The organism is Isoptericola jiangsuensis (assembly GCF_048320105.1).
Classification (GTDB): Bacteria; Actinomycetota; Actinomycetes; order Actinomycetales; family Cellulomonadaceae; genus Isoptericola; species Isoptericola jiangsuensis_A.
Window position 1 is genome coordinate 1,166,251 of record NZ_CP182942.1, and the last position, 24,840, is coordinate 1,191,090.

At 73.2% G+C, this 24,840-nt stretch carries 15 protein-coding genes; 10 read left to right on the plus strand and 5 right to left on the minus strand.

Features of this window, described 5'->3' with window-relative positions; all coding sequences use genetic code 11:
• Positions 1-15: 15 nt before the first annotated feature.
• Positions 16-2,190, minus strand: coding sequence for a 4-alpha-glucanotransferase (gene malQ / locus ACNHYB_RS05530; protein ID WP_418277403.1), 2,175 nt, complete (start codon positions 2,188-2,190; stop codon positions 16-18).
• A gap of 137 nt (positions 2,191-2,327) precedes the next feature.
• Between malQ and ACNHYB_RS05535 the strand changes: the two genes are divergently transcribed.
• The gene (locus tag ACNHYB_RS05535; protein ID WP_418277404.1) at positions 2,328-3,344 is read left to right on the plus strand and encodes a mechanosensitive ion channel family protein; all 1,017 of its coding nucleotides are present in this window, start codon (positions 2,328-2,330) and stop codon (positions 3,342-3,344) included.
• A 185-nt stretch (positions 3,345-3,529) separates the two neighbouring features.
• Here ACNHYB_RS05535 and ACNHYB_RS05540 read toward each other — a convergent pair whose 3' ends face one another.
• Positions 3,530-3,769 (minus strand): glucose PTS transporter subunit EIIB, encoded by a 240-nt coding sequence (locus tag ACNHYB_RS05540; RefSeq protein ID WP_418277405.1) that lies wholly within the window; start codon positions 3,767-3,769, stop codon positions 3,530-3,532.
• A gap of 137 nt (positions 3,770-3,906) precedes the next feature.
• Between ACNHYB_RS05540 and ACNHYB_RS05545 the strand changes: the two genes are divergently transcribed.
• The 4 genes from ACNHYB_RS05545 to ACNHYB_RS05560 all read left to right on the plus strand — a co-directional run bounded on the left by ACNHYB_RS05545 (position 3,907) and on the right by ACNHYB_RS05560 (position 7,828).
• Complete coding sequence (locus tag ACNHYB_RS05545; protein ID WP_418277406.1) at positions 3,907-4,293, plus strand: globin; 387 nt, start codon at positions 3,907-3,909, stop codon at positions 4,291-4,293.
• A gap of 64 nt (positions 4,294-4,357) precedes the next feature.
• Complete coding sequence (locus ACNHYB_RS05550) at positions 4,358-5,251, plus strand: acyl-CoA thioesterase (protein WP_418277407.1); 894 nt, start codon at positions 4,358-4,360, stop codon at positions 5,249-5,251.
• A gap of 70 nt (positions 5,252-5,321) precedes the next feature.
• A complete protein-coding gene (locus ACNHYB_RS05555; RefSeq protein ID WP_418277408.1) occupies positions 5,322-6,302 on the plus strand; it encodes a DNA topoisomerase IB in 981 nt (326 codons plus the stop codon).
• Positions 6,299-7,828, plus strand: coding sequence for an SDR family oxidoreductase (locus ACNHYB_RS05560; RefSeq protein WP_418277409.1), 1,530 nt, complete (start codon positions 6,299-6,301; stop codon positions 7,826-7,828). Before ACNHYB_RS05555 ends, ACNHYB_RS05560 begins: the two co-directional genes overlap by 4 nt.
• 43 nt (positions 7,829-7,871) lie before the next feature.
• Here ACNHYB_RS05560 and ACNHYB_RS05565 read toward each other — a convergent pair whose 3' ends face one another.
• Together ACNHYB_RS05565 and ACNHYB_RS05570 are read right to left on the minus strand one after the other, a co-directional pair.
• Positions 7,872-10,544: a glycoside hydrolase family 48 protein gene (locus tag ACNHYB_RS05565; protein ID WP_418277410.1), complete on the minus strand. Its 2,673-nt coding sequence runs from the start codon at positions 10,542-10,544 to the stop codon at positions 7,872-7,874.
• A gap of 94 nt (positions 10,545-10,638) precedes the next feature.
• Positions 10,639-13,296: a substrate-binding domain-containing protein gene (locus tag ACNHYB_RS05570; protein ID WP_418277411.1), complete on the minus strand. Its 2,658-nt coding sequence runs from the start codon at positions 13,294-13,296 to the stop codon at positions 10,639-10,641.
• Between the two features lie 86 nt (positions 13,297-13,382).
• Between ACNHYB_RS05570 and ACNHYB_RS05575 the strand changes: the two genes are divergently transcribed.
• The 5 genes from ACNHYB_RS05575 to ACNHYB_RS05595 all read left to right on the plus strand — a co-directional run bounded on the left by ACNHYB_RS05575 (position 13,383) and on the right by ACNHYB_RS05595 (position 24,142).
• Positions 13,383-14,471, plus strand: coding sequence for a LacI family DNA-binding transcriptional regulator (locus ACNHYB_RS05575; RefSeq protein WP_418277412.1), 1,089 nt, complete (start codon positions 13,383-13,385; stop codon positions 14,469-14,471).
• A 117-nt stretch (positions 14,472-14,588) separates the two neighbouring features.
• On the plus strand, positions 14,589-16,904 hold the full coding sequence (locus ACNHYB_RS05580; RefSeq protein ID WP_418277413.1) for a glycoside hydrolase family 6 protein: 2,316 nt from the start codon (positions 14,589-14,591) through the stop codon (positions 16,902-16,904).
• A gap of 198 nt (positions 16,905-17,102) precedes the next feature.
• The gene (locus ACNHYB_RS05585) at positions 17,103-18,584 is read left to right on the plus strand and encodes an endo-1,4-beta-xylanase (RefSeq protein WP_418277414.1); all 1,482 of its coding nucleotides are present in this window, start codon (positions 17,103-17,105) and stop codon (positions 18,582-18,584) included.
• Positions 18,585-18,786: 202 nt separating this feature from the next.
• Positions 18,787-21,555 carry a cellulose binding domain-containing protein gene (locus tag ACNHYB_RS05590; RefSeq protein WP_418277415.1) on the plus strand — a complete coding sequence of 923 codons (2,769 nt, stop codon included), beginning with the start codon at positions 18,787-18,789 and terminating at the stop codon, positions 21,553-21,555.
• A 160-nt stretch (positions 21,556-21,715) separates the two neighbouring features.
• On the plus strand, positions 21,716-24,142 hold the full coding sequence (locus ACNHYB_RS05595) for a glycoside hydrolase family 9 protein (protein WP_418277416.1): 2,427 nt from the start codon (positions 21,716-21,718) through the stop codon (positions 24,140-24,142).
• 135 nt (positions 24,143-24,277) lie between these two features.
• Here ACNHYB_RS05595 and ACNHYB_RS05600 read toward each other — a convergent pair whose 3' ends face one another.
• The gene (locus tag ACNHYB_RS05600) at positions 24,278-24,775 is read right to left on the minus strand and encodes an acyl-CoA thioesterase (protein ID WP_418277417.1); all 498 of its coding nucleotides are present in this window, start codon (positions 24,773-24,775) and stop codon (positions 24,278-24,280) included.
• Positions 24,776-24,840: the final 65 nt, after the last annotated feature.

A 24,840-nucleotide genomic window follows, 5' to 3' on the forward strand; every position in this document is an offset into this window, starting at 1 on the left:
GTCGTCCGCACGCTGCTAGCGACCGGAGGCCATCGCGGCGAAGAGCGACTGCAGGCGGGCGTTCTTCAGGAGGTCCTCGACGAGCACCGGCGCACCGGAGGAGTCCCCCAGCGGCACCTTCCAGTTCGGGTACTCGGTGTCGGTGCCGGGCTGGTTCTGCGAGCGCCGCTCGCCGACGGCGTCGACGAGCTGGGCACCGACGAGCGCGGCCGGTGAGCGCCGCAGGTAGCGGTGCAGGCCCTCGACGACCTCCCGCTCGGACGGGTTGTCCCCGACGAGGCCGCGCTCGGCGAGCGCCATCACCGCTCCGGTGCGTTCCGAGCGTGCGCGGGAGCGGAGCATCTGGGCGTCGTCGTTGAGGAGCCCGAGCCGCTCGCGCAGGTCCACGTGCTCACCGGCGAGGTAGCCGGCGGTGGGGGGCATGTCGTGGGTGCCGACGGTGGCGAGGGTGAGGTGACGGTAGTGCTCCGGCGGGGTGGGGCGGTCGTCGGTGCGTTCGAACCAGAACACGGACGTGCCGAGCACGCCGCGGTCGGCGAGATAGTCCCGCACCCACGGTTCGAACACGCCCAGGTCCTCGCCGATGACGACGGCTCCGGCGCGCTGCGCCTCCAGGCAGAGGATGCCGACCAGCGCGTCGTGGTCGTAGCGCACGTAGGCGCCCTCGGTGGGGCTCATGCCCTCGGGCACCCACCAGAGGCGGAACAGGCCGAGGATGTGGTCGACGCGCAGGGCGCCGGCGTGCTGCAGCACGGTCCGCAGCATGTCCCGGTAGGGCGCGTAGCCGGCGTGGGCGAGCGCGCGGGGGTTCCACGGCGGCTGCGACCAGTTCTGGCCCTGCTGGTTGTACATGTCGGGCGGTGCGCCGACGCCGACGCCGTGGGCCAGCACGCCGGCGTTGGCCCAGGCGTCCGCTCCGTCGGGGTGCACCCCGACGGCGAGGTCGTGCACGATCCCGAGCCGCATGCCGGCGTCGACCGCCGCGCGCTGGGCGCCGTGCTTCTGCTCGTCGAACACCCACTGCATCCAGCAGTAGAAGTCGATCCGTCCGGCGAGCCGGTCCCGGGCGGCGGCGACGGCGGGCGAGGCGGGGTCGGCGAGGTCGGCGGGCCAGGGCGCACCGGCGAGCTCCTCGGTGAGCGCGCACCAGGTGGCGAAGTCCTGCAGCCCCTTGCCCTGGGCGGCGACGAAGTCCTCGTAGGCGGCCTGCCGGGCGGCGCGACGCGGGGCGGTGTGGACCACCTCGAGCGCCGCCTTCTTCGCCTCCCAGACGGCGTCGCGGTCGATCGGCCCGGAGTCGGTGACCAGGTCTCGCACGGGGTCGGCCGCCCACTCCACCAGCGAGCGGTCCGCGGCGGACAGGTAGGCCGTCTCCAGGATGTCCTCGACACGGATGTACAGCGGGCTGCCGAACCGCCGCGACGTCGGCAGGTAGGGCGACGGCGTCACGGGCGTGATCGGCTCGGTGGCCGACAGCGGGTTGACGGCCACGAAGTCGGCGCCGCCGCGGTGCGCGGACAACCAGGCGAGGTCCGCCAGGTCGGCCAGGTCCCCCATCCCCCACGAGGTGCGCGAGCGCACGGAGTAGAGCTGGGCGAGCAGCCCCCAGGCCTGGTGGCGCCCGAGGTCGGACCCGAGCTCGAGGCGGGCGGGGGTGACCACGAGGGTGGTGCTCGTCTCGTGGCCCTCGGTCAGGGCGTGCAGGGTGTGCCAGCCGAGCGGCACGTCGGAGGGAACCACGAAGGTCGCCCGCCCGACGCGGCGTCCGTCGACGTCGCGCGGCTCGACCAGGAGGTCGACCTGCTCCAGGTCGCGCCGAGGGCGCACCTGGTGGGGCCGCGCCTCGGGTTCGGCGCCCTCCACCTCGATCCACACGTGGACCGACGCGCCGTCGCTGACGTGGACGGGGACGTGCACGCCGGTGCCCTGGCGGACGACGACGGTGGGGGGCAGGACGGTGCGCCATTCCTCGTCGCGTGCGCGGCGCAGGCTGTGCGCCACCTCGCCCGGTGTCCGGGCGGCCACCCCGAGCGCGTTGAGCACCGCGGACAGGGTGGCGTCGGTCACGTGGGCCGTGGCTCCGCCGTACTGCTGGTACTCGGTGAGCACCCCGTGCGCGGCGGCGAGCTCGTGCAGCGCGCCGGGCTCCGCGTCGTCGGCCACGGCCTGGGGATTCTTCTGGATGCTCACGAGACGATCCTGCCATCTTCACCGCACCGGGGCACCGACCGGGCCCGGCGTGGATCACCGCCGCGAGCGGCGGACCGGGCCACGGGCCCCACCACGGCCCCTGCACGTCGCGGGGCGGGAACGCTACGGTGGCGTGCGTGCTGACCCCGACACCCACCATGTTCCTGCCGTCCGCCTCCACCCCGGAGCCCGAGCCCACCCAGAGCGAGAACATCCTGGAGCAGACCTCGGACCTCGCGGGCTGGGCGGGTTCGGAGTTCTGGGAGTGGTTCTCCGGCTGGCCGCTGGCCGTGATCATCATCGTCGTGGTGGGGATCGTCCTGCTGGTCCTGGTGCGTCGGGTGATCAACCACGTCACGGAGCGCATCGCGACCGGTTCGCCACGTCAGTCGCAGAGCAGCTGGCGTGACTGGTTCCGCAAGGCGCCGCTCGTCAAGGACGCCATCGCCGTGGCCAACCCGCTGGCGCACGAGCGACGCGCCCAGCGTGCCCGCACGGTCGGCTCGGTGCTCAACTCCACGGCCAACATCGCCGTCGGCGTCATGGTGCTCCTGGCCGTGCTGGGTGAGCTCGGGGTCAACGTCGCCCCGCTCCTGGCCACCGCGGGGGTCGCCGGCGTCGCGCTCGGCTTCGGCGCCCAGTCCCTGGTCCGGGACTTCATCTCGGGCATCCTCATCCTCATCGAGGACCAGTACGGGGTGGGCGACGTCGTCGTCCTGGGTGCTGCCGAGGGCGTCGTGGAGGAGGTCCAGCTCCGCATCACGCAGGTGCGCGGCCTGGACGGCACGCTCTGGTACGTCCGCAACGGCGAGATCCTCAGCGCCGGCAACCGCACTCAGCGCTGGTCGCGCGCCCTGGCGGAGGTCCGGGTGCCGGTCGACACCGACGTCGACCTCGTGCGTGCGGCGCTCGGACGCGCCGCCGACGCCGTGGCGGCGGACGAGACCTACGCCGCCGAGTTCCTCGAGCCGCCGGCGGTGCGCAACGGCGTCGACGCCGTCTCGGACTTCACGATGGCCTTCACGGTGCTCGCCCAGGTGCGGCCCGGGATGCAGTGGGAGATCTCCCGCGAGCTGCTGCGGGCCTCGCAGCGCGAGCTGCTCGCCGCGGGCGTCCTGCGCTCGGACGCGATCCTCGAGCCCGACGAGGGCTGACGGGCCGGGACACACGACGACGGCGGGCCACGCCCGGTGCAGGGCGCGACCCGCCGTCGCGGTTCCAGCTCGTGGTGCTGCTCAGGTGTCGACGGTCAAGTGTCGACGGTCAGGTGTCGACGGTCAGGTGTCGCAGCGCAGCTGCCGGCGCTCCGGACCGGCGCTGCGGCATCGGGGACCAGGTGTCAGGCCGAGGCGAGCCGGCCGTCGAGCTCCGCGGCCAGGTTGTCCGCCTCCGGGCCGACGATCACCTGGATCACCCGGCCGGACCGGACCACGCCGAACGCACCGGACGTCTTCAGACCCAGCTCGTCCACGAGAGCCGGGTCGGACACCTGAACACGCAGCCTGGTGATGCACGGCTCGAGCTCGACCACGTTGGCCTTGCCGCCGAGCGCCTCGAGGATGTTCTCCGCCTTGCTCATTCGGTCTCTCCCCAGTCACGAAGGTGTCGGATCGCGTCGTTGCAGGTCCGCACCCAGCCTAACCCGAACGGCCCCGCCCGCGACGACGTGACGTCCGCCACCGTCGTCGTCCCCGCCCGATCTGGGAGGATGTGCGGGTGACGACGACCCCCAGCTTCTTCGACGACGTCGGCGGCCACGACACGTTCGTGCGCCTGGTGGACGTGTTCTACGAGGGCGTGGCGACGGACGAGGTCCTGCGCCCCATGTATCCCGAGGAGGACCTGGGACCGGCGAAGGTGCGCCTGACGATGTTCCTCGAGCAGTACTGGGGCGGTCCGACGACGTACAGCGAGCAGCGCGGCCACCCGCGCCTGCGGATGCGGCACGCGCCCTTCAAGGTCAACCCGGACGCGCGCGACCGCTGGCTGACGCACATGCGGGCCGCGGTCGTGGCCCTCGACCTGGCCCCGGCCCACGAGTCCCAGCTGTGGGACTACCTGGAGCGCGCGGCCCACAGCCTGCTCAACACCTTCGAGGAATGATGCGCAGCAGCATCATCCCGCAGCACCTGCCGTCCCCCTGCGAACTTTCGAGCGAGGATCCCGCGTGACGCACTCCCCCGACCCTCTGGGCCGCCTCCTGACCGCACTCGACCTGCGCCGGCTGGAGGGCTGGGGCCCGCGCGGCGAGGACGACGTCCTGCGCGGCGACTCCGTGCCCGGCCCGGCGCGCAGGGTCTACGGCGGCCAGGTGCTCGCCCAGGCGCTGCTGGCGTGCGGGCGCACGGTCGACGACGACCGGCTCCCCCACTCCCTGCACGCGTACTTCCTGCGCGAGGGCACCCTGGAGGAGCCGATCGACTTCGCGGTGGAACGGCTGCGGGACGGGCGGTCGTTCAGCGCCCGGCGGACGCACGCGATCCAGGCGGGGCGACCGATCCTGTCGTTGACGGCGTCGTTCCAGGTGGACCAGCCGGGCTACGAGACGCACGTGCCGATGCCGGACGGCGTGCCCGCACCGGAGGACGTGCCGTCGGCGTTCGACGTGCTGGCGGGCGTCGACCATCCGGCGGCCCGGTTCTGGACCGAGGGCTCGGCGTTCGAGCTGGCCCACGTGGGCGGGTCGATCTACCTGGGGGCGGCGACGGACCCGCGTCCGGAGCAGATGGTGTGGATGCGCACCCGCCGCCCGGTCGAGTCGGACGACCTGATGCTGCACCGTGCGCTGCTGGCGTTCGGCTGCGACCAGGTCATGCTGGAGCCGGTGCTCCGCCAGGCGGGGACGTCGTGGCGGGACGTGGGGGGCCGGGTGCCGATGGCGAGCCTGGACCACGCGATGTGGTTCCACCGCGACGCGCGAGCGGACTCCTGGCTGCTGTACGTCCAGGAGTCGCCGGCGGCCCAGGGCGGTCGGGGGCTGGGTCTGGCCCGGGTGTACGACCGGTCGGGTGCCCTGGTGGCGACGATCGCCCAGGAGGGCATGGTGCGGCTGCCGGGGTGACCGGCGCCGGTCGAGCACCGGTCGACCGGCACGACCTGCACGACGGGTCACCGGGTCGCAGACTGTGGCCATGCGCCTGCGCCGTGTTCGTGTCGACTCCCCCGGTTACTCCCGCCGTCCGAAGGGTGAGGGCTGGGTGTTCCTCGACGTCGAGGGCCTGCCGCTGACCGACGACGAGGAGGTCGTCCGGTGCACCCGGCTCGCGGTGCCGCCGGCGTGGTCCGACGTGTGGATCTGCCGGTTCGCGAACGGTCACGTGCAGGCCTTCGGCCGGGACGACGCCGGCCGCGGCCAGTACCTCTACCACGAGCAGTGGCAGCGTCGTCGTGCCCGCGCCAAGCACGACCACGTCCTCCAGGTGGGACGTCGGCTGCCGGTGGCCCGCCGGGGGGTGACCCGTGACCTGGGGATGCCCGGCCTGCCGCGCCCCAAGGCGCTGGCGCTGGCGTTCCGGCTGCTCGACGAGGCGTACTTCCGCGCGGGGGGCGAGGTGTACGCGCAGCGGCACCGCAGCTACGGCCTGGCCACGATCCGCAAGGAGCACGCCACCGTGCACCGGGACGGCTCGGTGCACTTCCGGTACCCGGCGAAGTCGGGGCAGGTCCGTGACGTGCTGGTCGAGGACCCCGTGGTCGCGGACCTGGTCTCCACGTTGAAGCGGCGCCGGGGCGGCACCGAGCTCCTGGCGTGGCGTGACGAGGCCGACGGGGCCCGGTGGCACGACGTCACGAGCGCGGACGTCCAGGCGGACGTGCGCGACCGGCTCGGTGAGGACGCCACCCCGAAGGACTTCCGCACCTGGCACGCCACGGTGCTGGCGGCGCGCGCGCTGGCGGAGGCCGGGCCGCCGCCGACGGCGGAGCGGGCCCGACGGCGTGTGGTCGCCGCCGTGGTGCGCGACGTCGCCGAGGAGCTCGGCAACACCCCCGCGGTGACGCGGTCGTCGTACGTCGACCCACGGTTGTTCGACCTGTGGGAGCACGGCCGCACGATCGGGGCGACCCGGTCGAGATCGGCCGCGGAGTCCGCCGTCCTGGAGCTGCTGTCATGAGGGCGGCGGTCACCGGCGTGACGGGGTACGTGGGCGGCCGGCTCGTGCCGGAGCTGCTGGACGCCGGGTTCACGGTGCGGGCCCTGACGCGCAACCCGGCCCGGCTGGCGGGCCGGGAGTGGGCGGACGACGTGGAGGCCGTCGAGGCGGACGTCTCTGACCTGGACACCACCCGCAGCGCGCTGGAGGGTGCCGACGTCGCCTACTACCTGGTGCACTCCCTGGGCACCGGGCGCACGTTCGAGGCGCGGGACCGGCGCAACGCGCTGACGTTCGCCCGGGCGGCGCGCGAGGCCGGGGTCGGGCGGATCGTCTACCTCGGCGGCCTCTACCCCGACGTGCCGGAGGGCGACCTGTCGCCCCACCTGTCGTCGCGCAAGGAGGTCGAGGAGATCCTGCTGGCCTCCGGGGTGCCGACCACGGTGCTGCGTGCCGCCGTGATCCTCGGGTCGGGGTCGGCGTCGTTCGAGATGATGCGCTACCTCACCGAGCGCCTGCCCGCGATGACGACGCCGCGCTGGGTGGACAACCGCATCCAGCCGATCGCGATCCGTGACGTGCTGCGCTTCCTGGTGGGGGCGGCGTCGATGCCCGACGACGTCTCGCGGGGTTTCGACATCGGCGGCCCGGACGTGCTCACCTACCGCCAGATGATGCAGCGCTACGCGCACGCGGCAGGTCTGCCGCGACGGCTGATCGTCGGGGTACCGGTGCTGACCCCTCGCCTGTCGAGCCTGTGGGTGGGCCTGGTGACGCCGGTGCCGTCCGGGATCGCACGCCCGCTGGTGGAGTCCCTCGTCCACGAGGTGGTGTGCCGCGAGGACGACGTGCTGCGGTTCGTCCCCGACCCGCCCGGGGGGCGCCTGGGGATCGACGGTGCCATCGAGCTCGCCCTGACCCGCATCCACGACGGCGAGGTGACGACCCGCTGGACGTCGGCGTCGATGCCGGGCGCGCCGTCGGACCCGTTGCCGACCGACCCCGACTGGGCCGGGGGGTCGCTGTACGTGGACGAGCGCCGCACCGTCGTCGACGCCCCCTCGCAGGTGCTGTGGCAGGTCATCGAGGAGATCGGCGGCCGTGGCGGCTGGTACTCGTGGCCGCTGGCATGGCGGGCGCGCGGCTGGGTGGACAGGCTCGTCGGAGGGCCGGGTCTGCGCCGCGGCCGGCGCGACGAGCACCACCTGCGGGTCGACGACGCCCTGGACTTCTGGCGCGTCGAGGCGATCGAGCCGGGCCGTCGGCTGCTGCTGCGTGCCGAGATGCGTCTGCCGGGCCTGGCGTGGCTGGAGCTCCGGGTCGACTCGGCCGCCACGGAGGTCACCGACCCGGACGACGACGGCCCGGACCCGTCCGAGGCGTCGGGGCCGGACCGCACGTACTTCGCCCAGCGCGCCCTGTTCCACCCGCACGGGCTCGGCGGTCAGGCCTACTGGTGGTCGGTGGCGCCGTTCCACGGGATCGTGTTCGGCGGGATGCAGCGCAACGTGGCCGAGGCGGCCGAACGACGCGCCGAGAGCTCCTGAGACGCACCGCGGCGGTGCGTCTCAGGAGCTCACGCCCGACAGGTCAGCCGGTGCAGGTCAGCGCCTGGGCAGCCGGCGGGGTGCCGTTGCCGATGAAGCCGACCGTCGTGGACTGGCCCGACCCGAGGTTGCCGTTCCAGGCCGCCGGGGTCACGACCCCACCGGTCAGGGTGCCGCCCCACATGGTGGTGCTCTGGACGCCGGCGGGCAGCGTCACCGACCAGCCCTGGACGCCGTTCGCGCCACCAGTGACCGTGATCGACCCCTGGTAGCCGCCGCCCCACGAGCCGGCGGTGGCGTAGGTGGCCGTGCACGCGCCGCTCGGGACGGGCTCCTCGTCCTCCTCGCCCGTGGTGGCCGTCGCCGGGGCCGAGGCCTCGGAGACGTTCTGCGCGGCGTCGTGCGCCGTCACCGTGTACGTGTACTCGGTCTCCGGCTCCAGGCCCTCGTCCGTGAACGAGGTCACCGTGCCGCCGACGCTGCCCACGACCTCACCGTCCCGGGAGACGTCGTAGCCGGTCACCCGCACGTCGTCCGTCGAGGCGGTCCACGTCAGGGACACCGTGGTGCCGTCCGCGGTCGCCGTCAGGCCTGCGGGCGCCGTCGGCGCCTGCGTGTCCTCGGGCGTCTCGACGGGCTCGCCGAAGAGCCGGTCGTAGTCCGCGAGCGCCGTGGCGACCGCCGTCTGCGCCCAGAAGCGGTGGTAGGTGAACTCGGGTGCGGGGCCGCCGTCGAGGTGGGCCTGCACCTTGTCGAACTCGGGGTCGTCCTCGTAGAAGGAACGGATGTCCAGGAAGGACACGCCCGGCTCGATGACGTCGCCGTTCGGCATGGTGCCGCTCCAGCCCTCGGGGACGTAGACCCCGTCGCCGTCCGCGGACGACAGCACGTCGTCGAAGCGGCCGTAGTCGGTGCGCGTCTCGGTGCTGGCGACGCCGACGTCGTCGAGGTTCTGCTCCCAGATCGCGTTGAGCAGGTCGTGCGCGGTCTGCTGGGCGGCGGTGTCGCCGGACTCGGCCGCGTAGTACATCAGCGTGCGGGCGAGCGCGCCGGCGACGCCGACGTCCTGACCGTAGGCGGTGACCTCGACGCTCAGGCCGGAGTTGTCACCGGGGTTGTCCGGGTCCCAGTCGTCCGGCTGGCCCTCCCAGGCCAGGTTGGACGGGATCTGCCAGGAGTCCTCCGTGACGGTGACGTGGTCGATGACCCACGGCACCCACTTGTCGAGGATGTCCCCGGCGCGCTCGTCACCGGTCTCCTCGTAGAGCTGGGCGATGCGCTCGACGCCCCAGCCCTGCATGCCCATCCAGGAGTTCGACGGCGGGTCGTGGTAGACGGGCGCCTCGGTGTAGCCCATGTCGTAGAACGTGGCGACGTCGTCGGGACGATCGGCGTACTGGCCGTCCCAGCTGTTCGTCGACCCGCCGGCGATGCCGCCCTCGGGTGCCTGGAGCCACTGGAACAGCTCGATCTGCCGGTCGAGGCTGGTGGCCCAGTCGTCGGCGGCGGTCGGCGAGGCCGGCTCGAGGGCCGGGTCGTTCGCCAGCGCCCAGGCCGCCATCGGGTTCTGGTAGCCGAAGTGCGCGTGGCTGGAGCCGATGCGCCAGGCCCACGGGGAGGCGGTGTCGAGGGCGCCGCCCCAGGCGTAGTACCAGGACAGCAGGTAGTGGGCGCTGCCGCGGCCGGACCCTGCGGCGCACGAGGTGGACTCGCAGCCGGGGGTCTTGAAGTACTTGTCGAACAGGGCGTAGCGCAGGTAGTCGCCCATCTTGGAGGCCTTGCCGACGGTGTCGGCCACGGCCTCGGGCTGGCCCTGCTCGGTGGCGAACTTGTTGGCCCAGTAGGCGGCCTCGACGGCGCGCGCGTCGGCGTCGGGGGCGTTGGTGTACTTCCACTGCTTGGCGTAGGAGGCGTCCCCGGTGAACAGGTCGAGGTAGCCGTTCTCGCCGCCGTAGGAGAAGTCGTCGATGGAGGGCTGCGGGATGGTCTCCCAGACGGACTCCTGGGGGCCGCGCTGGAAGGTGTTGATGTAGCTGGTGCCCTCGTGGTCCGGTCCGAGCAGGGTGCTCGACCCGGGTGCGGCGCCGAAGCCGTACACGTTGTCGACGTCGGCGAGCCAGTGCATGCCGTACACCTCGGACGTGCCGTAGGTGGACTTCAGCTCGGCCGCGATGGGGTCGGTGCCGACCGGGACGCCGGTGTCGAGCTCGGAGGGGTACTGGCTCGGGTGGTTGAACTCCGGGGCGTAGGTCGCCGGCTTGGCCGGGTCGTAGGCGCCGTTGGTGGGTTGGTTCTCCGTGGTGGGGATCATGTACGCCTCGAGCGTGTCCCACGCGTGGTTGAAGGGCTCCCAGTCGCCGGTGACCTGGCCGTACGACGTCTCGAGCCACAGCCAGAACGAGTAGGCCTCGCTGGTGGTCTCGTGGCCGTAGTCGGGAGCCTCGACCATGAGGGTCTCCACGGCGTGGTACGGGATGCCCTGGGGCGAGAAGTACCCGTTGGCGGGGTCGTGGATCTTGGCGTAGAGGTCGAGGAAGCGTTCGGTGTACTCGCCGTCGGTGTCGAGCTCGTCGACGGCGGTCGCGACCGTGGCGGGGACGGCGGCCGGGACGGCCGGTGGTGCCGCGCCCGCCGGGACGGACGTGCACAGTGCGGCCAGCGCGGCCGACACCGTCACGCCCGCGACCAGGCGGGAGGTCAGGAGCTTGCGGGGCATCGTTGCCACCTCTCTTCGTTGAGGGATACCCCGACGGTGGCCGGATGGAAGCGATCCCACAATCCGGCGAAACGTTTAGGTGGAAGCGCTACCCCTACACCCGCAGTTCGACGGCGAAGGTCGGGCCCAGACGGGAGGCCCGGCCCGGCCGGGTGGCCTGGTAGGCCCGCTGCAGCAGGTCGTCGGCCACGAGCTCGGCACCGTCCGAGGCGTCGGTGGCGACGACCTCGACCGTGGCCCGTCCGCCCAGCACGCCGGACAGCCGGGCGGCACGGCGTCGTGCCGTCGCCTCGTCCTGACCGTCCAGGAGCACCGCCACCCCGCAGGGCCCCAGCTCGGTGACGCAGTCGTCCTCGCCGATCTCGGCGTGCAGCCGGTGCAGCAGGGGCACCGCCGGCCGGGCCGGGAACCCGAGGGACAGGATCTGCCACTCGTAGCCCGGCAGTCGGCGACGCCGCCTGATCGCCCGGTCCAGCCGGTCGAGGAAGAGCTCGCGGTGGACCAGGCCGGAGTCGGCGTCCACCAGCGGACGCTCGCTCAGCTCGGAGCGGTAGGCCACCGGGTCGGGCAGGGCCGCCATCGCCCCCACCAGCCGTGCCGGTCGGTCACCGGCGTCGTGCACCGTGACGGCACGGCAGCGCACCCGCACGAAGGAGCCGTCGGCGACGCGGATCCGGTGCTCCACGTCCAGCGGCTCGCGCGCGCCGGAGAGCTGCGCGGCCACCGCGACGTGCACGCGCTGGACGTCCTCGGGGTGCACGCGGGAGAACCACTCCTGCGGGTCGTCGCCGAGGGACGCCCGGTCGCTGCCCACCAGCCGTGCCCACGACTCGGAGAAACGGATCGTGCCCGCCTCGACGTCCCAGTCCCAGGTCCCGTCGTGCGAGGCGATCGACACCAGGGCGTTGCGCTCCTCCCCGGCGGCGACGTCGACGGCGAGCGCCCGTTCCCGCTCGGCGGCCTCGGCGAGCGAGCGTCGCTGGTCCTGCAACGACGTCAGCGCCTCCTCCGCGTCCAGCGCGACCGCGAGCATGGCGGCCCAGTGGTTGTACCGGGCCCGCGTGCTCGTCGCCCGGGTGTCGACGAGGCCGCCCACCGCGAGGAAGCCGCGGTCGGAGCGGCCGAAGGCCACCGGGACGACGACGGTCAGGGACCGCGGGTCCGTCAGCGCGGGGGGCGGGAACTGCGAGGGCGACATGGCCTGGCCGACGAGCGACTCGCTCGCCGCGTGCGCCCCGCGAGCACCCACGACCCGCAGGAGCCGCTCCCCGGGGTTGTCCGGATCGTCCTCCCAGAGCGCCAGCGCCGCCGTCGAGATCCGGGTCCTCGGCATCCAGTCGAGGTTGCGCAACGCCTCGCCGTCGGACCGCATGAGCTCGAGGTCGACCCCGTTCTGGTCGACGAGATCCTGCTCCAGACGGCCGGCCCGCGCCAGGTCACCGTGCCCACAACCGCGGGCCAACGCCGCGATGACCAGGCACAACGCCTCCTCGACCTCGTCGGCGCGCCCGGGCTCCAGGCCGCGCAGCCGGCTCTCGCCGTCGTCCCGGGCGGCCGCCCGGTCGGCGAAGTGGCGCCGCACCCGCTGACACTCGGCGCGCAGGGCCGGGACCAGCTGCTCGAGCGCGCCCGCCCCGGGGCGCAGCGCCGCGGTGCGGTCGCCGAGCGCGCGCAGCGCCGAAGCGGGCGGACGCTGAGCGGTCACGACCACCGACTCGAGGATCTGGCGCACCGTCGTCAGCCACGCCTCCGACGCCCCGCGCCGCACGCCGTCGGTGCGGGCGAACACGACCTTGGCGACCGCGGCCAGCGGGTCCGACCCGGAGGCCGCCGTCGAGCCGGCGTGCACGACGGCGGACCGGGTGCCGCGCGTGCACCCGCACGACTCGCGCATCACCAGGGCAGCCAGGTCGAGCCGGTGCTCGCCGCCGACGTCCTCGCCGCGGATCCGGGCCAGCACCAGCTCGGCGGCGCGCTCCCCCACCACGTCGTGCATCGGGTCGACCGACGTCATCCGCGGCCAGGTGCGCGCTCCGGTGTCGGAGTTGTCGAACCCGACCACCGCCTGCGCGGCGGGCACCTCCAGCCCGGCCAGGTGCAGGCCACGCATGAACCCGATCGCGTTGCGGTCCGTGGCGGCGAGCGTCGCCGTCGTCGGCAGGCCGTGCTCCGCCACGCGCCGGGCGACGGCCTCCGCGCCCGCCTCCTGGTTGTCGCGGGTGCGGTAGAAGTGCTCCGGGCCGTGCTCCAGCTCGTGCCAGGCCAGCGCCTCGCGGAACGCGTCGTAGCGTTCGGCGATGTCGCGCTGGTCGGTGTTGCCGAGGAACCCGATGCGCCGGTGCCCGTGCTCGACGAGGTGGTCGACGGCGGCACGCACCCCGCCGACGTTGTCCGGCGCCACCACCGGGGCGCGCAGCCGCTCCGCGGCGACCCCGAGCGCGACCAGCGGGAGGTCGGACGCGTCCAGCCTGCGCAGGTCGTCGTCCCCCACCGCCGTCGTCACCGCGATGAGGCCGTCGAACGCGCCGAGGCCGGGGGCCTGACGCCGGAAGGGCGGGACCGGGAACTCGTCGCGGTCCAGATCCGCGGGATAGGTCTGCACCGCGACCAGCCGGTGCCCCTCGGCGCGCAGCACACGAGCCATCCCCGCCAGCATGCGTCCGAAGTAGTAACCGCCGACCACCGGGCACAAGACCCCGATCGTGAGCGGCTCGCCGCGTCCACCCCCGGTGCCCTGAGTCCAGACAGACACCTGTACCACCGTCCTCGTCGTCGAGTACTGCCGTACGTCCCCCCGCAAGGTGCATCATGCCCTGAAAACCGGCAGAGTGTGGAGGCGTGTCTAGATCGCAGCGTCGCGGCAGCCCACGACCGACCCCCGGAAGGCGCGTCACGATCACCGACGTCGCCCGCGCGGCCGGTGTCTCCATCGCCGTCGTCTCCTACGCCCTCAACGGGCGACCAGGAGTCTCGGAGAGCACGCGCCGCCACGTGCTGCGCGTCGCCGACGACCTCGGCTGGCGGCCGAACGCGGCGGCCCGCTCGATGCGCTCGACGGCGGTGTCGAGCGTGGGGCTGCAGGCGCTCGTGGGGAGCACGCACAGCCGCTCGGCGGCGCTGGACCTCGCCTGCGGGCTGAGGTCGGCGATCGGCGACGTGGCCCTCTCCCTGGACGTGACGACGGACCGCGACGCAGGCGCCCACGAGCTGGAGGACGCGTGGACCGAGCGCCGCCACGCCGCGTTCGTGCTCCAGGACCTCCTGCTCAACGACCCCCGCACCCGCACCGCGGCGCGCATCGGGGCGCCAGTCGTCGCGATCACCCCGCCGGAGGTCCAGTCCGCCGGCGTGACCCGCGGGGTCTGGTTCGACGGCGGCGCGGAGGCCACGGTGGGCCGGTACCTGACCGACCTCGGCCACCGCCGCATCGCCCTGCTCGTGCAGGACTCCCGCAGCGACGTCGCGCGGGCGCTGCACGCCGGGCTCCTCGACGCCACCGCGGGCCTGCGGGCCACCGTCGAGGTGGTCGAGGTGCTCTCCGCGTCGGAGGCGAGCGCGGCCGCCACCCGCCTCCTGGCCCAGGCCGTCCACCCGACCGCCGTGGTCACCGACGGTGACGTGACGGCGCTGGCCGTGCTGGAGGCCGCCCGCCACCGCAGCCTGCAGGTGCCCTGGGACCTGTCGGTCGTCTCGGGGACCGACGCCGAGACGTGCCGGCTGGTGGACCCCCAGCTGACGGCGATCTCCCGACCGTGGCGTGCTCTCGCACCGGTCGTGGCGGCCGCGCTCGGCCTCTCCGGGGGCGCGCACCCGGCCGGGGCGAACGCCTCGGTCGAGGTCGGACACGGCGGCGCCACCCCCGGTCTCGTGGTGCCGGTCGCCCGGCTCATCATCCGTGGCACGACGGCCCCGCCACCGGCGTCGTAGCGCCTAAACGTTTCGGGCCCTTCGCGTGGGAGCGCAACCAGGACAGGTTGGAGAGGTCGGGCCAACCCCCGACGCACGGGCAGAGCCGCCCGTGCTCCCGAGCCCCTGGAGGATCTCGTGCGCTCACGATCCTTGCGACCCCGCGACGGTGCGGCGGTCCGGCCGCTCGCCGTCGCCGCGACCCTCGCCCTGGCCGCCGTGCCGGTGACCGTCGCCGCGACATCGGCCAACGCAGCAGAACGCGTCGACAACCCGTACGTCGGTGCGGACCAGTACGTGAACGAGTTCTGGTCGGACAACGTGGTGGAGGCCGCCGCCGAAGCCGGCGGCGAGCTGGGCGAGCAGATGCTCGCCATCGCCGACACCCCGACATCGGTGTGGATGGACCGCACCAGCGCCATCGAGGGCAACGCCGACGGCCCCGGCCTGCGGTACCACCTCGACGCCGCACTCGAGCAGCAGCAGGGCGACACGCCCATGGTGTTCAACCTGGTGATCTACAACCTGCCCGGCCGCGACTGCTTCGCTCTGGCGTCGAACGGGCTCATTCCCGCCACGCCGGCGGGGCTCCAGCAGTACGAGGACGAGTACGTCGACGTCATCGCCGACATCTTGGCCGAACCGCAGTACGAAGACCTGCGCGTGGTCGCGACGATCGAACCCGACTCGCTGCCGAACATGGTCACCAACTCCTCGCACGGGCCGTGCCAGGTGGCGGCGCCGTACTACCGCGAGGGGATCGCCTACACCCTCGAGAAGCTCTACGAGGTGGGCAACGTCTACTCCTACATCGACGCCGCCCACTCCGGCTGGCTCGGCTGGGAGAACAACGCCCAGGGTGCCGCGCAGGAGTTCCACGACGTGATCATGGACAACGCCTACGGCTACGACGCCGTCGCCGGGTTCGTGACCAACACGGCCAACACCACCCCCACCGAGGAGCCGTTCCTCGAGGACGAGAACTTCACGTCCGGGACGTTCGTGCGCCAGTCGTCGTTCTACGAGTGGAACCCGCACTTCGACGAGCTCTCCTGGACCGCCGACCTGCACGCGCGGATGGTCGCCCAGGGCGCGCCCGAGCGCATCGGCATGCTGATCGACACCTCCCGGAACGGTTGGGGAGGCCCGGCGCGCCCCACCGCGGAGAGCACGTCGACGTCGCTGAACACCTATGTCGACGAGTCCCGCGCCGACCGCCGCAACCACCGCGGCGCCTGGTGCAACCCGGACGGCGCCGGTATCGGCGAGCGCCCGACCGTGACGCCGAGCGTGAGCCCGGAGTCGCACCTGCACGCCTTCGTCTGGGTCAAGCCGCCGGGAGAGTCCGACGGCAACTCCGAGGAGATCCCGAACGACCAGGGCAAGGGCTTCGACCGGATGTGCGACCCCACGTACTCCGACTCCGTCCGCCTCGGCGGCAACCTGACGGGCGCGCTGTCCGGCGCCCCGGTGGCCGGTCAGTGGTTCCAGGACCAGTTCGAGATGCTCGTGGCGAACGCCTACCCGGCCATCGAGGGTGGCACCCCGCCCCCCGCCGACACGACGGCGCCCACGGCGCCCGGTGCGGTGACGGCCGGTACGGCCACCTCGTCGTCGGTCGCCCTGACGTGGGGCGCCTCGACGGACGCCGTGGGCGTGACGGGCTACACCGTCCTCGTCGACGGCGAGCCCGCCGGCACCAGCGCCACGACGTCGTACACCGTCACGGGCCTGTCGCCCGAGACGAGCTACGAGGTCACCGTGACGGCACGCGACCGAGCCGGCAACGTGTCGGCAGCGTCGGCCGCGACGACGATCACGACCCTGGCGGGCGGGAGCGGTGAGGACACCGAGGCGCCCAGCGTCCCGGCCGGCCTGGCCGCGGGCACCGTCACGGACTCCTCCGTGGCCCTGTCGTGGAACGCCTCCAGCGACGACACCGGCGTCGCGGGCTACCGCGTCCTGCGTGACGGCGAGGTCGTCGCGGAGGTGGCGGGCACGTCCGCCACGGACACCGGGCTCGACGCCGACACGGAGTACTCGTACTCCGTGGTGGCGTTCGACGCGGCGGGCAACGCCTCGGCGGCCTCCGCAGCCGTCTCGGTGACCACCGAGGGCGGCGACGTCACCCCCGGCGGCGCCTGCACGGTCGACTACTCGGCGAACTCCTGGAACAGCGGGTTCACCGGGTCGATCACGCTGACGAACGACTCGGGTGCGGCCCTGAACGGCTGGGAGCTGGAGTTCAGCTTCGCCAACGGTCAGAAGGTCACCCAGGGCTGGTCGGCCCAGTACGCGCAGACGGGTTCGACCGTGACGGTCACCCCGGCGGCCTGGAGCTCGTCCATCCCGGCCGGCGGCTCGGTGTCGTTCGGCTTCAACGCGACGCACTCCGGGACGAACAACGACCCGAGCGCGTTCACCCTCGACGGCGTCGCCTGCGACGTCGCCTGACGCACGGCCTGCTGCGGGCAGGAGATCCCTCGTCCGGCTCATCGCCGGAACCGCAGGTCTCCTGCCCGCAGCACCCTTCGACCCCCCGCGGCCGGGACGTCCGTCCCGGCCGCGGGTTCCACCAGTCAAGGAGTGACGATGCGAGAGCAGACCGAAATCGTTTACCAACCAGCCGGGCCGCCGACCCGACCCGCCACCGTGCGCACGACCCGACGACGAGCGCGCGCGGCGCTCGCCGCCACCTCGGCCGCCGCCGCCGGGGCCCTGCTGCTCGGCGGCGCCGTCCTGGCCCCCGCCCAGGGGGCCGAGCCCGTGCGCGAACCATGGCGCGACGCCGCCGACCGCCACGACGTCACCCTGGGCTTCGCCCTCAGCCCCGGACACCTGGCGACCCCCGGCTACCGCGCGATCGCCGAGCGGGAGTTCAACCTGGTCGTGGCGGAGAACGCCATGAAGTGGGACGCGACGGAGCAGACCCGCGGCACCTTCTCCTTCGGCCAGGCCGACCAGGTCGCCGACTTCGCCGAGTCGATCGACGCCGACCTGTACGGCCACACCCTCGTCTGGCACTCCCAGCTGCCCGGCTGGGTCACGGGCATCACGGACCCCGCCGACCTGCGGGACGCCATGAACGACCACATCGACGCCGTCGCGGGCCGGTACGCCGGCGACGTGGTGGCCTGGGACGTCGTCAACGAGCTGTGGAACGACGACGGCACCCGCCGCGACTCCGTGTTCCAGCGGCTGCTCGGCGACGGGTACGTGGCCGAGGCGCTCCAGCGGGCCCGGCAGGCCGACCCGACGGCCAAGCTGTGCCTCAACGACTACAACACCGACGGCATCAACGCGAAGTCCACCGCGATGTACGACCTCGTGGCCGACCTCAAGGCCGACGGCGTGCCCGTCGACTGCGTCGGCTTCCAGTCGCACCTCGTCGTCGGCCAGGTGCCCAGCACCTACCGGCAGAACCTGCAGCGTTTCGCCGACCTCGGCGTCGACGTGCGCATCACCGAGGTCGACATCCGGATGAACGTCCCGGCGAGCGCGGCGAACCTCGCCCAGCAGGCCCGCGACTACGGCACCGTCGTGTCGGCGTGCCTCGCCGTCGACCGCTGCGACGGCGTGACCGTCTGGGGCATCGACGACGGCCACTCCTGGGTGCCCGGCGTGTTCAGCGGACAGGGCGCGGCGCTGCCGTGGGACGCGTCCTACCAGAGCAAGCCGGCCTACACCGCCGTCGCCGAGGCGCTGGGCGCCGGGCTCGAGGGCGGCGAGCCGACCCCGACGCCCACGGGCGAGCCGACCGGCGAGCCCACGGGCGAGCCGACCGGCGAGCCCACGGGCGAGCCGACCGGCGAGCCCGGGGACGCCGACTGCGCGGCCTCCTGGTCGGTGAGCTCGTGGAACACCGGTCACACCGGATCGGTGACGCTCACCAACACCGGGGACACCGCCTGGGCGGGCTGGGCGATGACCACGACCCTGCCGGCCGGTCAGACGCTGCAGCAGGGCTGGTCGGCGCAGTGGTCGCAGTCCGGCTCCACGCTGACGGCGACCAACGCGGCCTGGAACGGCTCCGTGCCGCCCGGCACCTCGGTGCAGATCGGGTACAACGCGTCCCACACGGGCAGCACCGCCGCCCCGGCCGCCGTGTCGGTGAACGGCGCCGCCTGCTCCTGACCTGCGCGCCGTACCACCGGGCCGCGGTCCCGGCGACCCGGTGGTACGACGGCGAGAGCGGTCTTAATCGATTAGCAGCACGGGGACCCTCTCGTGCCGTCGAAGCGCTTCGAATAGGTTGGGCGGCAGGGCACGACGGCGTGCCACCGGACGGGCACCGACGCCTCGGTCCGGTCGGAAGCACGAGGAAGTGAGATCTCCGATGAGACTTCGACCAGCGGTCGCCGCCCTGGCGACCACCGGACTCGTCGCCGCGGGAGCGGGGGTCGCCGTCGCGGCCACGCCCACCGGGCCGCCCGCCGGTGCGCTCGCCGGTGCGCTCGCCGCAGCGCCGGCGAGCGCCGCCGCGGACTACACCTGGGGCAACGTCGAGATGGTGGGCGGCGGGTTCGTCCCCGGCATCGTCTACAACGAGGGCGAGGACGGCCTGGTCTACGCCCGCACCGACATCGGCGGCGCCTACCGGCTCGACCAGACCACGAAGCGATGGGTCCCGCTGCTGGACCACGTCGGCTGGGACGACTGGAGCCACAGCGGCGTGCTGTCCCTGGCGACCGACCGCGTCGACCCCGACAACCTCTACGTCATGGTCGGCACGTACACGAACTCCTGGGACCCGAACAACGGCGCGGTGCTGCGTTCGCGCGACCGCGGCGAGACCTGGGAGCGCACCGACCTGCCGTTCAAGGTGGGCGGCAACATGCCCGGCCGCGGCATGGGCGAACGCCTCATGATCGACCCGAACGACAACGACGTGCTCTACCTGGGCAGCGAGGGCGGCAACGGGCTGTGGCGCTCCACCGACGCCGGGGTCACCTGGGCCGAGGTGACCAGCTTCCCCAACGCGGGCAACTACGTCGCCGACCCGTCCGACGAGTACGGCGCGACGAACCAGGGTGTGCTCTGGACCGTGTTCGACGAGGCCTCCGGCACCGCGGGCTCCCCGACCCCGACGCTCTACGTGGGCGTCGCGGACAAGGAGAACAACGTCTACCGCTCCACCGACGCGGGCGCGACGTGGCAGCGCGTGCCCGGTCAGCCGACCGGGTTCCTGCCCCACAAGGCGGAGCTGGCCGACGGACGGCTCTACGTGACGACGTCGAGCACGGGCGGCCCCTACGACGGTGAGCTCGGCGAGGTCTGGCGCCTCGACACCGCCGACGGCACGTGGACCGACATCTCGCCGGTGGCCTCCGGCTCGCCCGACGCCTACTTCGGCTACTCGGGGCTGTCGGTCGACCGTCAGGACCCGGACACGCTCGTGGTCACCTCGCAGATGTCCTGGTACCCGGACAACCAGGTCTACCGCTCCACGGACCGCGGCGAGACGTGGAAGCCGATCTGGGAGTGGGCGGGCTACCCCTCGCGCACCAAGCACTACACGCTCGACATCTCCGGCGCGCCGTGGCTGGACTTCGGCAGCGCCGGCACCGCACCCGAGGACAGCCCCAAGCTCGGCTGGATGATGGAGTCGTTCGAGATCGACCCCTTCGACTCCGACGGCTTCATGTACGGCACGGGTGCCACGATCTACGGCGGGGACGACCTCACCGACTGGGACAGCGGCGGCACGGTCGACATCTCCGTCAAGGCCCAGGGCATCGAGGAGACGGCGATCCAGGACCTCGTCTCCCCTCCCGGTGACGTCGAGCTCGTCTCCGGGATGTACGACATCGGTGGCTTCGTGCACCGCGACGTCACCGAGGTGCCGAGCGGGTTCGCCTACACCCAGCCGTACCACTCGGGCGTGCTGAGCCTCGACGTCGCGTGGAAGAAGCCGGCCACGATGGTGCGCGTGGGCACCGGCGGCGAGCAGCTCCTCGGGGTGTCCACCTCCAGCGGCGACTCGTGGTGGGCGGGCCAGCAGCCGTCCGGTGCGACCGGTCCGGGCACGGTGGCGCTCGCCGCGGACGGCACGTCCGTCGTGTGGAGCCCGGAGGGCACGGGCGTGCACGTCTCGACCTCCCTCGGGTCGTCGTGGACGGCGTCGACGGGCGTCCCGGCCGGGGCGGTCGTGACGTCCGACAAGGAGGACGCCACGGCGTTCTACGCCCTGGCCGGCGGGACGTTCTACACCTCGCGCGACGGCGGTGCGACGTTCACGGCGTCCGCCGCGTCGGGGCTGCCGGCCGCAGGCAGCCAGACCGTCGAGACGGTGCCGGGCAAGGCCGGTCACGTGTGGATCGCGGGCGGCGAGGAGGACGGCGTCTACGGCATGTGGCGCTCGACCGACTACGGCGCGACGTTCCAGCCGGTGGCCGGGGTCGAGGAGGGCGACGCGGTCGGCTTCGGCAGGGCGGCCGCCGGTCACGACCACCCGGCCGTCTACACGTCGTCCAGGATCGACGGCGTGCGCGGCATCTTCCGGTCCGACGACGCCGGGGCGACCTGGGTGCGGATCAACGACGACGACCACCAGTACGCCTGGACGGGCAAGGTCGTCACCGGTGACCCGGACGTGTACGGACGGGTGTACGTCGGGACGAACGGTCGCGGCATCGTCGTCGGCGAGTTCGCAGGCGCCCAGCCCACGCCGGACCCGACGGCCACGCCGACGGACGAGCCCACCGAGGAACCGTCCGAGGAGCCGTCCGAGGAGCCGTCCGAGGAGCCGTCCGAGGAGCCCACCGAGGAGCCCACCGAGGACCCGGGCGACACCCGGTGCGCCGCGACGTACGAGGTCACCGGCCGGTGGCCGGGCGGGTTCCAGGGTGAGGCGTCGCTGACGAACACCGGTGACCAGCCGCTCACGTCGTGGTCGCTGAGCTGGGAGCTCTCCGGCGGCGAGTCGGTCACCCAGGGCTGGGGCGGCAGCATCGCCCAGACCGGCACCACGGTGACGGCGACCGCTCCCGGCTGGCGCCCGGACCTCGCCCCCGGCGAGTCCGCGTCGGTCGGGTTCATCGGCTCGGGCACGCCCGGCGCCGTGACCTCGATGTCCTCCGGGGGTCAGGCCTGCACGGTCTCCTGACCACCCCGACGACGGCGCGAGCGGGCCCGCGGGTCCGCCCGCGCCGTCGTCGTGCGCCTAAACGATTCGGGCGCACGGGCGACCTTGCCCGTGCGCCACCGGGCTCGAACGATGGGAGCACCCGCGTCGACGTGGACGCGGACGGACCCGAGAGGCACCGATGCACCCCCGATCCACCACCCGAGGTGCGGCCCGGAGGGCCGCCGCCCTGGTCGCCACCAGCGCGATGCTGGCCGCCGGCGCCGCCGCCGCTCCCGCCGTGCACGCCGCCCCGGCCGCGAGCGCCGCCGACCCCGACTACGCCGAGGCCCTGCAGAAGTCGTTGTTCTTCTACGACGCGCAGCGGTCGGGCGACCTGCCGGACGACTTCCGCGTCTCGTGGCGCGGCGACTCCGGGCTCGACGACGGCGCCGACGTCGGCCTCGACCTCACGGGCGGCTGGTACGACGCCGGGGACCACGTGAAGTTCGGCCTGCCGATGGCGTTCACGACGACGATGCTCGCCTGGGGTGCGATCGCCTCCCCCGACGGGTACGCGGCGGCCGGGCAGGAGGACGAGTTCCTCGACTCGCTGCGCTGGGTGAACGACTACTTCATCAAGGCCCACCCCGAGCCGAACGTGCTGTACGCCCAGGTGGGCGACGGCGACGACGACCACAAGTGGTGGGGCCCGGCCGAGGCGATGCAGATGGACCGTCCCGCGTTCAAGGTCGACGCGTCCTGCCCGGGCAGCGACGTCGCGGGCGAGACGGCGGCGGCGATGGCGGCGTCGTCCATCGTGTTCGCGGAGCACGACGCGGCCTACGCCGCCGAGCTGCTCGGTCACGCGAAGCAGCTCTACTCGTTCGCGGACACCTACCGCGGCGAGTACTCCGACTGCGTCCCGGCGGGCAGCTTCTACAACTCGTGGTCGGGCTACCAGGACGAGCTGGTCTGGGGCGCGTACTGGCTGTACGAGGCCACCGGTGACGCGGCCTACCTGGCCAAGGCGGAGGCCGAGTACTCCGGGCTGTCGACCGAACCGCAGACGAGCACCCGCTCGTACCGGTGGACCGTGGCGTGGGACGACAAGTCCTACGGTTCCTACGCGCTGCTGGCACAGGCCACGGGCAAGCAGCAGTACGTCGACGACGCGAACCGGTGGCTCGACTACTGGACCACGGGCTACCAGGGCAACCGGGTGCGCTACTCCCCCGGCGGCCAGGCGTTCCTCGACACCTGGGGCTCGCTGCGCTACGCCGCCAACACGGCCTTCGTGGCGCTGACGTACGGCGACTGGCTGGCCGAGAACGGTGACGCCGCCCGCGCGCAGACGTACCACGACTTCGGGGTGCGGCAGATCGACTACGCCCTCGGGGACAACCCGCGCGGGTCGTCGTACGTGGTCGGCTACGGGGAGAACTCGCCGCAGAACCCGCACCACCGGACCGCTCACGGTTCGTGGCTGGACTCCCTGACCCAGCCGACCGACACCCGGCACGTGCTGTACGGCGCGCTGGTCGGCGGGCCGGGCGCGGCGGACGACTCGTACACCGACGACCGCTCGGACTACGTCTCCAACGAGGTCGCCACGGACTACAACGCCGGGTTCACCTCGGCGCTGGCGTTCCTCGTCGACGAGTACGGCGGCACGCCGCTGGCCGACTTCCCGCAGCCGGAGACCCCGGACCAGGACGAGTACTTCGTCGAGTCGAAGCTCAACCAGCCGGGCACGCAGTTCACGGAGGTCAAGGCGATCCTGCGCAACCGGTCGGCGTTCCCCGCCCGGGTGCTGGACGACGTGCGGCTGCGGTACTGGTTCACCCTCGACGAGGGCACCGACCCCTCGGCCGTGACGGCGTCCACCAACTACTCCGAGTGCGCCGGTGCGACGACGAGCGTCGGGCACGCCGGCGGGGACCAGTACTACGTGGAGATCGACTGCGGCGACTCGGTCGTCTACCCCGGCGGTCAGTCGCAGCACCGTCGCGAGATCCAGTTCCGGGTGGCGGCGCCCGGCTGGGACCCGTCGAACGACTGGTCGTTCGGCGAGGTGTCGACCGGTGCGGACATGACGAAGAACGGCCGCATCACCCTCTACGAGGGCGACGAGCTGCTCTGGGGCGACGAGCCCGCCGAGGGCCCGACGCCCACACCGACGCCCACGCCCACGCCCACACCGACGCCCACGCCCACGCCCTCGCCGACGCCGACGCCCTCGCCGACGCCGACGCCCAGCGCGAGCCCCAGCCCCAGCCCCAGCCCCTCGGCCTCCCCGACGCCGCCGACCGACGCCGCGTGCACCGCCCGCTACAGCGTCGCCGGGCAGTGGCAGGGCGGCTTCCAGGGCGCCCTCACCGTGACGAACACGGGCGACCAGACGGTCTCCGGATGGTCCGTCGAGGTGGACTTCGGCGGGTCCGAGAAGGTGTCCCAGGCCTGGGGCGGCACCGCCACCCAGGCGGGGGCCACGGCCCGGTTCACGCACCCGGGCTGGCAGCCCGACCTCGCGCCGGGCGCCTCGGCGACCGTCGGCTTCATCGGCTCGGGCACCCCTGCGCCGGTCGAGGCGGTACGACTCGGCGGGTCGGAGTGCACCCTGACCTGACGAGCCTGACCTGACCGCCCTGACCCCACCGCCCTGACCGGCACGGGTGCCGTCGGGGTCAGGCAGAGGCAGGCAGGGGCAGGACGCCGGACCGGCGTCCTGCCCCTGCCGCGCGTCCGGCGACGGGCACCCGGCTCAGCGGCGCCGGCGGAACTCGATCGGGTCGCCGGAGAACTCCTCGAACACGGCCCGCTCCTCGGGCGTGATCCGCCGCGGGCTCCCCGAGGCCGCGTCGATCACCACGATCGTCGTCACGGCCCGGGTGTACGGCTCCGCCCCCGAGGGCGGCCCCGTCCGCGCGAACCCGCCGGGCGCGCCGTCGTGCACCTCGTAGCAGACCTCCAGGGACGCGCCGCCGAGCGAACCGATCCACATCTCCACCCGCACCGGGTCGCGGGAGAACTGCAGCGGGCGCAGGTACTCGATCTGCTGGCCCGCGACCAGCGTGTGCGAGGTGGCGTGCGGGCCGGTGTCGAGGATCGCCGTCGGCCACGGGTCCTCCGCCTCCGGGTGGCGCCAGAACGCGGTGATGCGGGCGTCCTCCAGCAGCCGGAACATCTCGACGTTGTTGACGTGCTGGTACGCGTCGAGGTCCGACCAGCGCAGGGAGACGGGGACGTGCAGGCGGTTCATGCCCAGCATCGTCGCACGCCGGCGCGGGACGTCCGTGCCCGGACGGCGCCTCAGCCCACCCGCGC

Coding starts and splice junctions, on each gene's coding strand:
- ACNHYB_RS05540 (WP_418277405.1), bottom strand. CDS start 3,769: ATGAGCAAGGCGGAGAACATCCTCGAGGCGCTCGGCGGCAAGGCCAAC.
- ACNHYB_RS05555 (WP_418277408.1), top strand. CDS start 5,322: ATGCGCCTGCGCCGTGTTCGTGTCGACTCCCCCGGTTACTCCCGCCGT.
- ACNHYB_RS05560 (WP_418277409.1), top strand. CDS start 6,299: ATGAGGGCGGCGGTCACCGGCGTGACGGGGTACGTGGGCGGCCGGCTC.
- ACNHYB_RS05565 (WP_418277410.1), bottom strand. CDS start 10,544: ATGCCCCGCAAGCTCCTGACCTCCCGCCTGGTCGCGGGCGTGACGGTG.
- ACNHYB_RS05590 (WP_418277415.1), top strand. CDS start 18,787: ATGAGACTTCGACCAGCGGTCGCCGCCCTGGCGACCACCGGACTCGTC.
- ACNHYB_RS05595 (WP_418277416.1), top strand. CDS start 21,716: ATGCACCCCCGATCCACCACCCGAGGTGCGGCCCGGAGGGCCGCCGCC.
- ACNHYB_RS05600 (WP_418277417.1), bottom strand. CDS start 24,775: ATGAACCGCCTGCACGTCCCCGTCTCCCTGCGCTGGTCGGACCTCGAC.